Below are 11,343 nucleotides of genomic sequence, written 5' to 3'. Positions count from 1 at the left end.
TCTGCAGATGCAGCTTCATCCAACTCATCTTGCCATGGTTCCTGATGCGGGAGATCTGCTTCGTCTGAGAGATCAAGCTGATCGATGATATCATGCGCCTGCATGAAAAAGTCATCCTCTGGAATATGATCTGCTTCCAGGAGATCCTCATCTGGAGGAGACGTTTCATCAGGAGGAGACGTTTCGTCATGAGAAAAGTGAGGTTCATCCAGACTGTGAGAATCTGCCTGAAGGGAGGTGTAGTCAGCGATTTTTTCCAGCAGATCGGTATTGTCCGGAGAGAGAAGAGAAGCACGCTCCAGAGCCATGAGAGCGTCATCTCTTCTGTCTGCCAGCATCAGTGCGTCACCTGCTTGTTCAAGAAGCAGAGCACTATCGGGTTGGAGCACCACAGCCTCCTCATACGATATGGCAGCGTCGTCATAACGCTCAAGCGCAGACTGGCAGTTTCCAATCTTCTGCCAGAGAGCCGGATCATCATTTCGGATCTGCAGGGCAGCTGCATATGAATCAACAGCTTCAGTCAGCTTTCCGCTCGCAGAGAGGGCGTCACCGGACTGGATAAGATCCAGATATGTTAGATCCCCGGTTTCTCCGGATGGTGCTGCACCAGCGTCCCACATCTCAAGTCTGCCCTGCGCATGATCCCGGGAGCTTCGTGCCTCTTCATGATCGGGATCAATCTCAAGGAGATATCCGAAGAAAGCAATCGCCTCTCCATAACGCTCCAGCTGCAGAAGGCTGCGGCCGGATCTGAGAAGAAGCTCCGTATCATCAGGATTAAAACGGAGTGCAGACTCAAATGAGAGAAATGCCTCTTCATACCTGCCGAGACTGTAGAGGAGATCGCCCTTTTCCACCCATCCATCCACAGATTCGTCTGAGAGCAGCTGATCATAGGCAGCAAGCGCTTCATCAAAGCGCTCCTCTCTCTCAAGGAGTGAGGCAGCCAGGAGGAGAACCCGGGGTTCTGCTGCCACGTCAGTTTCGAGTTTTCCAAGAAGCCCAAGAGCCTCCCCTCCTCTCCCAAGATTGCCAAGGGAGCGGGTATAGGCGATACGCGCCTCTGTATCAAGCATTGATACATCAGAGTGAGCCTCAAAGGCAGCAACCGCCTCATCATGCCGCCCGAGGAGGGAGAGGAGTGTGCCTCTCCTGGAGTCGGGGAATTCAGGCAGGTGGAGGTACGCGTTCAATGCTTCATCCAGACGTCCAAGCTCTTCAAGCAGAAAGCCATACTTCTCCCAGAGAACCGGATCATCATAACCGCTTTGCATAAGCGCCTGAAAGACTGGTTCAGCATCCCCATACCGATGGAGCGCCAGGTACGCACACCCAAGACCAAGAGCTGATGCCTGATCTCCAGGATCCAGCCTGAGTGCCTCTTCATATGATGCAGCTGCTTCATCCATCCTGTGCAGGTGGGAGAGCAGATCACCTCTCCTCCGTAAAACTGTTGGAGATACGCCTGAAAAAGAGGCAAGACTGTCAAATGCAACACATGCTTCATCAAGCCTCTCAAGGTGGAGGAGACAGTCTGCAATTTTGCCGATCAACACGGGATCATCAGGAGAGAGAAGAGAGGCACGCTGGTAGATCAAAACAGCTTCATCGATCCTGCTGCCTTCCCAGAGCGCATCTCCATAGGCTTCAAGCAGCAGCGGATCATCAGGAGAGAGTGAGACTGCCCGTTCAAATGAGGTGGTGGCATCAGCAGAATTCCCGGCCCTGAGCTGGCATTCTCCCAGCTTCTGCCAGATCCTGAAGTCATCATCACGCATGGCGAGAGCCTCTGCATAGGCGAGGGCAGCATCAGCGTCTCTCTCAAGCTTTTGGAGCGCCTCTGCCTTGCAGAGCACCTGGTCATAATCAGGTTTATCCATCCTCTCAAAGAGTGATAGCGCCTCGTCATATCTCTCAAAAGATACAAGCAGATCTGTTGCATACTGCAGCGCACCGTCATGAGCAAAATCAATGTCAAGTACCTGCAGAAAGACAGCAAGAGCCTCTTCACGGCAACCGAGGTGATAGAGCGCAACGCCATACTTATAGAGGAGAACGGGATCATCATTGGCAAGCTGGCAGGCTCTCTCAAGAAACGGGGCCGCGTCTTCATACCTGGAAAGTGCAAGCAGTGAAGATCCATAGTCTGCCAGCAGGGTGAGTGAATCCGAATCATCTGTGATGACATGCTTAAACGCTTCAACAGCCTCTTCATACCTCTGGAGAGCAGACAGAGCAGATCCATAGGTTTCCAGGATACGTGTATTATTGGGATCCAGAGAGAGAGCATGCTGGAGCGCAAAAACTGCTTCCTCGTTTCTGTTCAGACCATGAAGTGCAGCACCCCTTGCATACCAGTAGGACATATCTGGCAAATTCTGATCCAATAACTCATCCAGTACCGAAAGTGCGTCATTATTCCTCCCAAGGCGCTGAAGGATGAGCCCATATTCCAGAAGTACACCGGGAAGATCCGGATCATGATCACGTGCACGGGAATAGGAATCAATCGCCTCCGCAAGACGCCCAAGACCCACAAGAGCACGGCCACGGTTCAGATAGGTGCCCGCATCGGCCGATCCGGTGTTTATGAGAGCGGTATAGTCTGCAAGGGCTTCAGTGAACTCTCCGGTACTAAGATGTAGATCTGCTGTTTTTTTGAGAACGATTGGATCCGATGGTCGGAGAGCACGGGCACGTGAATATGAGTCCGCTGCTTCATCTGACTTGCCAAGAGACTCGGAGGCAGATCCATGAAGCAGCCAGAGGATTGCGTTTGAGCTTTCTTCAACAAGTAAACGCTCAAATGCGTCTTTTGCTTCAGCATACCGGCCAAAGTCCATGAGGAGCCTGCCGCTTGCCAGTATCGCCTTTCGATCATCGGGTCGATAGACAAGGGTCTTCTGCAGGGATTCAAAGGACGCTTCAGCCTCTCCGAGTTTCATGAGGGCAACTGCCCGAAGCGACCAGCCATCCGGGTCATCCTCGCGGAGGGCAACTGCCCGGTCAAGAAACGCCAGAGCATCAGAATCACGGTCGATTGCGAGTGCCGCCGACCCGCTGTTCAGCCATGCCTCAAAATAATCAGGCTTCGTTTCAAGAACATGGGCATAGGAGTCGATCGCATCCTCGTACCGCTCCATAATCTGCAACAGCGATCCCCGCGAGAACCAGCATTCGAAATCATCCGGCCCGATCTCAAGTGCGTTATCAAAAGAGACGATTGCTTCGTCATATCTTCCGAGATTCCAGAGAGAGAGGCCTTTTTGCCTCAGTATCTTTACAGGATCCGGAACATATGCCATCCGGACAGAATCGGGAGTGTCCTCATCAGAGAGAGCATATTCAAAAGCCCTGGAATAGCTCTCCACTGCATCCTCATAGTGCCAGAGAAAATCAAGAGCCCTCCCACGGAGATACCAGAGAGAGGCCGCATCAGGAAGGCGGGACAGTGCCAGATCATAGGTTTCAAGAGCTTCATCATAGCGTTTCAGGCGGCAGAGGATTGTACCTTTCATACAGAGAAGCAGTACATCCCCAAGTATGTCTTGTGCCCCCTTTCCGGTTTCACTCTCCCTGCAGGTTCGTTCTGCCTGCTGATAGGACGCAAGGGCTTCATCATATCTCCCAAGACGATAGAGGATGCCTCCCTTCATGCAGCAGAGTTCGGGATCACCTGGCACAAGATCCACGGCCCGCTCAATGATCGCCAGGGAGTCGCCATACCGCCCTTCCAGATACAGCTCTTTTCCTTTTGAGACGAGATCGGTGAGAGCCTCGGGCTGAAGAGCTGCATCAAGGACATCAACTGCATCGTCAGTTCTGCCAAGGCCAAGAAGCGCGAATGCATACTGCCTTTTCAGAGATGAGTCGTCTCTCCTGCTTGCAAGAGCCCGTTCAAACATCCGGGAAGCCTCCCTATATTCATGCAATGCAAGATGTGCATCACCAATACCTTTGATTGCCAAAATACAGTCGGGCTTCATCTCAAGGGCTTTATTGAAGGAACGAATTGCTGATCGGAGATACCAGAGAAGCGTCTCCTCTTGATCGGAATGGATCTCTTCACCTGAAGGGAGCCGGGTGCCAGAATGGGCAATCCGTGAGAGGATAACACCCCGTAAGCACCAGGAGTAGGCATCACCCGGATCAATTGAGAGCGTTCTCTCAAGGAGATACAATGCATCCGTATTCCGCTCAATAGACAGGAGTGTCTTCACAAGAGAGATGAGATCATACAGGGCATCGGGATGGATTTTGAGATCCAGAGCCCTGAGAGCGTCATCAATTTTCCCAAGAGAGAGGAGGGAGAAGGCATAGGCTTGTTTTGTCGCCTCATCTCCCTTCCGTATGGTGAATGCCTGCTCAAAGGATCCAGCAGATCTTTCGAACTCATGCAATTGAAGGTAGGCTTCTCCCTTCCCCTTCCATGCCTCATAATAGCCGGGATCAAGAGCTACAACAGCATCAAAATGAGAGAGTGCATCCGCATAGTCTCCATTGCGTAGTGAAGAGAGCCCACGCTCGAGTAAACGCTCTGCTTCTTCACGTGGACTGGGATCGGATTGCCTTTTCCAGAGATCCATAACGCTTCAATCCTCAAGGGTACCTCAAGAAAACTGTTCATCTGTATATTGGTCACCTACCATAAATCCAATTGGGTCAGAATTTTTTTCCGGGGAAGAGTGAGGTATGCTGAAATTATGGTGATACACCAGATTGCTTTCAAATCCCGCGTGTATGTCTGCCACTGAACACCCATATGCGCAACCATTTTATAGGAGCATAGATATGAGTAATGTTCAGGTGTAATTATGTCAATCAGCACATTTGCATCGGATTCCTTTGCATATGCCAGGGAGGCAGTGTGGGGAAAATGGAAGCAGTGGATACTGCTTGTTGTTGCGTATCTGATCACCATGTTCACACTGTTCATCGTTCCCGTCTTTAACGGGTACCTTGTCTCGGTTCTCTCAGGCAAAACACCTGCCCCCGAAGTAACTGACTGGAAAAAACTCTTTATTGACGGGTGGAAACTCAACATCGTCGCCCTCATCTACATGATCCCGGTGATCATTGTCCTACTCATCTTCGGTGCAGCCACACTGCCATTTGCCCTTGCCGGAGCACAAATGGCAGATATGACCGGGGCTGTTCCCGATCAGGCAATGGTGGGTATGATGGCAGAATTGATGGCAGGCCTTCTGGTTGCTTTCCTTATTGCAGTGATCCTCTCATTCATCGCATACACCGGTGTCGTCAGGTTCGCAAAAAGCGGAAGTATCGGAGAAGCATTCAATTTCGGCGCCATATTTGAACACATTGGAAAGATTGGATGGGGCAGCTACATAGTCGCCATCATCGCCCTCTGGGTTATACTGGCAGTCTTTGCATTCATTATCGGTATGCTGAGTGTCATTCCAGTCATCGGGTGGATCATCAATCTCTTCCTGACACCGGTTCTCTCCATCTTCACCTGGAGATACGTGGTACTGCTGTATGAAAGCCAGGCTGCATAGCCATCCTCTCTTTTTCCTCAGGGCAGATGTCTTCTTATCCCGGCTGACTGGAAGAGGATGAGTGCAGATACACTAACTGCCACCAGAAAAATAACTGTAAACGCCTCTTCAGGCTGGTAGATCGTTAATGCCGCTCCGGCAACGATCGGGCCGGTTGCACCACCTATACTCTGGACAGTATGCACAAACGCACTTGAGGTTGCCGTACTTCCCGGTGGAGCAGAAGCAACAGCGATCATATTGTCTATCGTCAGGAGAATCGACATCCCGGATGAGAAGATCATCCAGATACAGATGACCAGGAGAGGAGTCAGGGGAAAGATGAAGAAGATCCCGGCCCCCACGAGCAGGGCAACTGAGCCAAAGACAAACGGCAGCACCACCCCCCGCTTTGAAACCAGGTACCCCGCAAGAGGCCCTGAGATCATATCCGTCAGTGTGCCAGGCATCAGGAGGATCCCAACATAGAGGGCAGATAAGGCAAGGCCTGCTGGTGAAGCAATCAGGTACGGCATCGTCTGCATCAGCATAAAAAAAGAGAAGACAACCAGAAACGCATTCAGCGAAATTGCCGGGAACGGCGCTTCACGGATCATACCAAGATCCAGAAGAGGAGACGCGGTTCTCTCTTCATGCCTGATAAAGAAGAACAGGCATGTCAGCGAGAGAAGAAGAAAGAGCCAGACTATGCGGTCACCTGGTCCGAAGAGCCCAAGCCAGGTCAGAGCAAGCAGACCTGACAAGATAGAGGCGCCAAAGAGGATGATACCGGGGATATCGATTCTTCCTTTCTTTCGCACTCCCTGATCCGGGAGGATACAATATGCCGAGATTATCAGGAGAATGACAACCGGGATCATCACCTGGAAACAGGCGCGCCACCCGATATGCTCAATTATGTATGCTCCCGTCATGATCCCGATAAAACTCCCGGCTCCATAGGTTGCAGCAAGGACACCGATTGCGGTTGAGACCCATTCGGGAGGAGTCTCTTCTGCAACAAGAGCATAGGCTAGCGGTGCAACGGCAAGACCAAGGCCCTGCAGCATCCGTGCAAAGAGGAGTGTCAGCATATCAGGTGCAAACCCTGCAAGAACAATCCCAACCCCATATACCAGGAGGCAGGCAAGGATCATCCGCTTCTTCCCCAGGATATCGCCAAGAGATCCGACAGCGAGGAGGATCACAGCACCGACAAGCATCACAGCCGGAAGAATCCAGGCGATGATGACCGACGCAACACTGAATTCCACCTCAATTGTGGGAAATGCGGCGATGATCATTGCCTCGGTGGCCATCACGGTTGCGATGATGAAACCAAGGAGTATGAGGAGATGATGATACCTGGCAAGACGAATCATGAGAGTGATACTATTGCCCTTTGAAAGACCATCAATCTATATGGAAAAAATTGACCCGCGAGCGCTCCGCGATGCCTGGAACGCGGATTACCGCATGAGGGGATCACTCTATGGCGGGGCTCCCCTCTCACTTCCGGATCTGCAGGCGGGATCTCTTGTGCTCGATCTTGGGTGCGGCAATGGGAAACATAGTGAAGCGATGCGTGGAAGAGGATGGCAGGTTGTCGGCATTGACAGCGCAGAAGAAGCAATCAAAGCCAGCAGGAGACCAGGTGGGGCGCTTATGGTTGCTGATGCATGCCACCTCCCGTTTGGAGATGCCACATTTGATGCCGTCATCGGCATTCATATCCTCGGGCATCTGCCAGGCCATCTCAGGAGTCTGCTTATTGGCGAGGCTGGCCGTGTACTGGCTGAAGATGGTTCATTCCACTGCACCGTCTTTTCGAGGGGAGATATGCGGTGCGGGAAAGGCGAGGAAGTTGAGCCATACACCTATCGACGGCACCACCAAATCACCCATTATTTCTCAGAAGACGAAATCCGGCATTTAAAGGGCTCTTTTCGGCAGCTATCTCTCAGAAAGGAGAGGTACGAGGTGAGCTATGCAGGAGAACAGTATGTCCGTGAGCATTTCATCTGCACATTCACACAATAATTTTTAAAGGGAATCTGCATCAACGTCGTTTTAGAGCCCCATACCAGGAAACAAAACTGTTTGAATGTTTTTTATAAAAATAAGAGAATGAGGTATCTGTTCTGGTTTTATTCAGACAGGCTGCCGGTAGATAACAGCAGTTGCATTATCCCGCGTCATCAGGAGCACATGCTGCATCAGCAGGGAAAGAATCTCTGCCGGAGTCTGGTGTAGTGACTCAGAAACAAGTGCCTCCTCATCAAGGTGTTCATAAAACCCATCAGTTGCCAGGAGAAGCACATCACCCGGATGGAGGGTGGATACCCTCGATTCAACAAGGAAATCCCCTCCGATACTCCGTGTAATATAGGAGCGGAGCGGGTGATGGAACAGTTCACATGGATCAAGAAGACCACGTTCAACCATATCACAGACAAGAGAGTGATCTGTTGTCACCGAGACGATTCTGCCTGAGAGATGGTATGCCCGCGAGTCACCGGTGTGTGCAATAATTGCAGTATTTCGCCTGACAAAGGCTGCAACAAGGGTTGTCCCCATCCCACTTGCATCACCTGTTGCTGCCTCACGAACCCTCCGGTGCGCCTCGGCAAACCCATCCCTGAGGAGATCATGGGATTTGTCACGATGCATCCCACCAATATAATTATCAGAAAAATAATCCCGCAACGTGGATATGGCAAGTGACGATGCCCGATCACCTGCCGGCTGGCCACCGATTCCATCGGCAACTGCCAGAAGATATCCGTCCGGGAGCGGAAGAATCGCGTAGGAGTCTTCGTTGACCGCTCTGCCTCCCCTGCAGGTGATACCGGCGATCTCAGTTCCGAGTGTCACCATCTGCCCAATCATTCAATTCACTCCAGGTCATGTCTACATGCCTGATAACCATTACTGCCATGATTATAGTAACATCGAAGGCAAGGTTACTTCAATCTTTCTTATTTTCTTCGAATGTTTTGGTATTTATGAGCCTTTTCACCGCCGGCATACCGGAATCCAGGTAGAGAGCGCCGATAAGCGCTTCGAAACATTCGGCAAGCACGCGGCCCGACTGCCAGATCTCCTGCGCTTCTTCACCTTTACCCCACCTGACAGATTCAGCAAGCCCGATTAATTCCGCATGCCGCCGGAGCCTGAGCATATTCACCGAATGAATCTTCTTCTTCGTGATCACGCCTTTATCGTGAGCGCCTGCTTCCAGTATGCCTTCAACAATGGCGAGATCAAAAGCAGCATCACCAAGGACACAGAGACCGTCCATATGCATCTCTTCAGCTAAACCCTGCTCGCGTGCATATGCAAAACGGGTGAGCGCCCTGGTGAGGAGTGCGGGGTTTTTGAAGGTATAGCCAATTGCCTCTTCAATCGGGGTCATTTCCCACCATACTGGTTTATCAGCCTGATCAGATCACTGAACCCGGAGATCTCCATCTCCAGCACCCCTTCACGGGTCATACCCATGCTCGTCTCGGCATCTGCAGTCAATGTTTCAGGGCCCCGGATTACCTGCCTTGCTTTTCCATCCCGGGAGAGGATGGATTCAGCCTCAGGAAGGAAGACAAATGAGCGTCCAGGTATGATGACGGTATCTGAGAGCAGAAAGAGATCGAGTGTCGCGAGATCATCGGCTGTGATCAGGCAGGCGATCTCTTTTGCAACTGCCACGACATCGCCGCCCCCGCAGGCTGAGAGGATATCCCTGATAAAGGGTGCCGCAACACTGCCCGTGACAACCGTTGCTGATCCCTCGATACGTGGCAGGAGCGAGAGAAGATCGGGTTCATTCCTGATCGCAAACGGCGAATCAAATTCCGTATCAAGAAGAGGAGTGCCGGAGACCTTCATGCGACAGGAGCCGGCTGCAGTTGCAACCATAGCTGCAAACTCTTTCACAGACTGGACATTTTGATCAGCAATGATTGGTTCATTCCCAAGGATAAGACCCTGATCGCTCGCATTGGCAAAACGCATCAGGATATGTCCTTTCACACCCTGCTGCTCAAGCCACCGGCATGTCTCAAGAAGCACATCCCCGTCATTGACGCCGGGGAGAACAACAGATGCTGCATAGACATCGATCTTTTCTGCCAGGCGCCGCAGAACCTCAAGCGATGCATCCGGCGAGGGATCATGCATATACTGCCGCCTGAGATCCGGATCTGCTGCAAAGACAGTAAAAGAGATCTCAGCTAAGCCCGACTCGATCAGAAAATCTGCAATATCGGGATCATCAAAGCCTTTTCCGCTCGTATACCCGATATGCAGAGGCGCCTCCAGGCTTGCGAGCAGCTCGATCAGATCCCGGAAGTCCGGGTAACAGCTCGGATCACCGCCCCCACTGATCGTGATTCTTGTGATCTCGCCCCGTAGAGACTGGATATCTGCCAGTACGGCATCTGCCACCTCACGGAGGGGTTTAAAGCCCGAATATTCCTCTCTGACCCCCCGTGTACAGTACTCACACCCCTTCAGAACCACAAGACAGTACCTGCACCCAAACGGTGGTGTATCCAGGTTCTTCATATGCCTGAAGTAACAGTACGAGCAGTAGCCCCGGCAGTCAAGACCCGGGCGGCCACCGATATCGACCGTCAGCTGAACCATTCAGTACCGTTTGGTTCGGGAGGTAATAACTACTGCCGCCTGCCAAAGAGAAAGCGGTAGATACAGCTATCTTTGATCTGTATCGCCGCATCTTCACAGGACTCATGGCAGCAGTAGCACCGGATGCAGCGGGAGAGATCGATTGCGGCTTTCCTCTCCTCAAGCGTGATTACACCAGCTGGACAGATCCGCTGACATGCACCACACCCGGTGCATACGGTTTGTTCAACAACCGGGCGGGGTGCCAGGACTATGCAGCTTTTCTGGGCACGGGCAAGGATCTTTCGTGCAATCTTCATCCTCAGACCTGCCGGACGCTGTGTATCCGGGAGGCGAAACGGCCGGATTGCTCCAGAATCAGGATTGTCGCCGACTACCACCAGATCATCATCCAGAAGACCACGCGCTCCTGCCGCCTGAATTGTCGGAACAAGGTCTTCGGCAATACCGATGGTCCTGCATACAAGCCTGTCAAGCGCATGGGGATTGCGTGAAGCAAAGATATACCCAAGATCCCGTGGTGTGCCTGCCATCGGCCCGTTCCCCTCCATCCCGACAACCCCATCCATCAGGTGGAGAACAGGTACAACAGCTGTAGTCAGGTCAATGAGCATCTCAGAAAACCCGGGCGCCTCTGGAAACCGGGTATGAAAGAGAGACTTTTCATGACCGGGAACGATTCCAAAGATGTTTTTTACCGCACCCGTATAGGTCGTCAGAAGATGTGTCTTCGGCTTTGAGAGCGAGATGATCGCATCTGCTGCAACTGCAGGGGAGAGAGCAAGAAAACGTTTCACGACTCTTCCATCCCGCGAGGGAACGGTTGTATGGGAGATATCCATATTAAGTGAGACGCCCGGCATAGCCGCAAGGGATGCAATCCCGGATCGTGTGTATACCCTCTGAAGAGATGCCGCAGTATAGCGGATGCCCGCACCCGGACTGTCGCCGATCACTACCCTGCATCCATAATCAGTCAGTAACCGGGCAACTGCCCTCGTGACTGCCGGGTGCGTGGTCACTGCCCTGGCAGGATCAACGCCCGCAAGAAGGTTTGGTTTGAGAAAGACAGTCATACCGGGGCTGACAAAGGATTCAATGCCTCCAAGGAGATCGATTGCAGATCTGACAGAAGAGTCGATCGCCTGCTCGTCATAGGTGCTGCAGGTGACCGAGGAGACCGTTGCGGGCATACAAA

The 11,343-nt window shown here is 52.1% G+C and carries 8 protein-coding genes; 2 read left to right on the top strand and 6 right to left on the bottom strand.

Annotation, left to right across the window (positions count from 1 at the left end; all coding sequences use genetic code 11):
• Positions 1-4,589 (bottom strand): tetratricopeptide repeat protein (locus tag ABCO64_RS04350; RefSeq protein ID WP_343089225.1); only part of this gene is annotated, 4,589 nt, incomplete at its 3' end.
• Between the two features lie 228 nt (positions 4,590-4,817).
• Between ABCO64_RS04350 and ABCO64_RS04345 the strand changes: the two genes are divergently transcribed.
• Complete coding sequence (locus ABCO64_RS04345) at positions 4,818-5,522, top strand: DUF4013 domain-containing protein (protein WP_253457070.1); 705 nt, start codon at positions 4,818-4,820, stop codon at positions 5,520-5,522.
• Positions 5,523-5,539: 17 nt separating this feature from the next.
• Here the strand turns inward: ABCO64_RS04345 and ABCO64_RS04340 are convergent, their stop codons facing one another.
• Positions 5,540-6,883, bottom strand: coding sequence for an MFS transporter (locus ABCO64_RS04340; RefSeq protein WP_253457072.1), 1,344 nt, complete (start codon positions 6,881-6,883; stop codon positions 5,540-5,542).
• Positions 6,884-6,923: 40 nt separating this feature from the next.
• Here ABCO64_RS04340 and ABCO64_RS04335 point away from each other — a divergent pair, with 40 nt between their 5' ends.
• Positions 6,924-7,541: a class I SAM-dependent methyltransferase gene (locus ABCO64_RS04335; protein ID WP_253457075.1), complete on the top strand. Its 618-nt coding sequence runs from the start codon at positions 6,924-6,926 to the stop codon at positions 7,539-7,541.
• 111 nt (positions 7,542-7,652) lie between these two features.
• Here ABCO64_RS04335 and ABCO64_RS04330 read toward each other — a convergent pair whose 3' ends face one another.
• The 4 genes from ABCO64_RS04330 to ABCO64_RS04315 all read right to left on the bottom strand — a co-directional run bounded on the left by ABCO64_RS04330 (position 7,653) and on the right by ABCO64_RS04315 (position 11,338).
• Positions 7,653-8,390 carry a PP2C family protein-serine/threonine phosphatase gene (locus tag ABCO64_RS04330; RefSeq protein WP_253457077.1) on the bottom strand — a complete coding sequence of 246 codons (738 nt, stop codon included), beginning with the start codon at positions 8,388-8,390 and terminating at the stop codon, positions 7,653-7,655.
• 79 nt (positions 8,391-8,469) lie between these two features.
• Complete coding sequence (locus ABCO64_RS04325; protein WP_253457080.1) at positions 8,470-8,916, bottom strand: ribonuclease III domain-containing protein; 447 nt, start codon at positions 8,914-8,916, stop codon at positions 8,470-8,472.
• A complete protein-coding gene (gene mmp10, locus ABCO64_RS04320; RefSeq protein ID WP_253457083.1) occupies positions 8,913-10,145 on the bottom strand; it encodes a methyl coenzyme M reductase-arginine methyltransferase Mmp10 in 1,233 nt (410 codons plus the stop codon). Before mmp10 ends, ABCO64_RS04325 begins: the two co-directional genes overlap by 4 nt.
• Positions 10,146-10,174: 29 nt before the next feature.
• Positions 10,175-11,338 carry a DUF362 domain-containing protein gene (locus tag ABCO64_RS04315; RefSeq protein WP_253457087.1) on the bottom strand — a complete coding sequence of 388 codons (1,164 nt, stop codon included), beginning with the start codon at positions 11,336-11,338 and terminating at the stop codon, positions 10,175-10,177.
• Between the last annotated feature and the right edge of the window lie 5 nt (positions 11,339-11,343).

It is taken from the genome of Methanocalculus natronophilus (assembly GCF_038751955.1).
GTDB classification, from domain to species: domain Archaea; phylum Halobacteriota; class Methanomicrobia; order Methanomicrobiales; family Methanocorpusculaceae; genus Methanocalculus; species Methanocalculus natronophilus.
The sequence above is the reverse complement of the archived record's forward strand: the minus strand, read 5'-3'. Positions and strand labels throughout refer to the sequence as shown.

Coding starts and splice junctions, on each gene's coding strand:
- ABCO64_RS04335 (WP_253457075.1), top strand. CDS start 6,924: ATGGAAAAAATTGACCCGCGAGCGCTCCGCGATGCCTGGAACGCGGAT.
- ABCO64_RS04345 (WP_253457070.1), top strand. CDS start 4,818: ATGTCAATCAGCACATTTGCATCGGATTCCTTTGCATATGCCAGGGAG.
- ABCO64_RS04315 (WP_253457087.1), bottom strand. CDS start 11,338: ATGCCCGCAACGGTCTCCTCGGTCACCTGCAGCACCTATGACGAGCAG.
- ABCO64_RS04340 (WP_253457072.1), bottom strand. CDS start 6,883: ATGATTCGTCTTGCCAGGTATCATCATCTCCTCATACTCCTTGGTTTC.
- ABCO64_RS04325 (WP_253457080.1), bottom strand. CDS start 8,916: ATGACCCCGATTGAAGAGGCAATTGGCTATACCTTCAAAAACCCCGCA.
- mmp10 (WP_253457083.1), bottom strand. CDS start 10,145: ATGGTTCAGCTGACGGTCGATATCGGTGGCCGCCCGGGTCTTGACTGC.
- ABCO64_RS04330 (WP_253457077.1), bottom strand. CDS start 8,390: ATGATTGGGCAGATGGTGACACTCGGAACTGAGATCGCCGGTATCACC.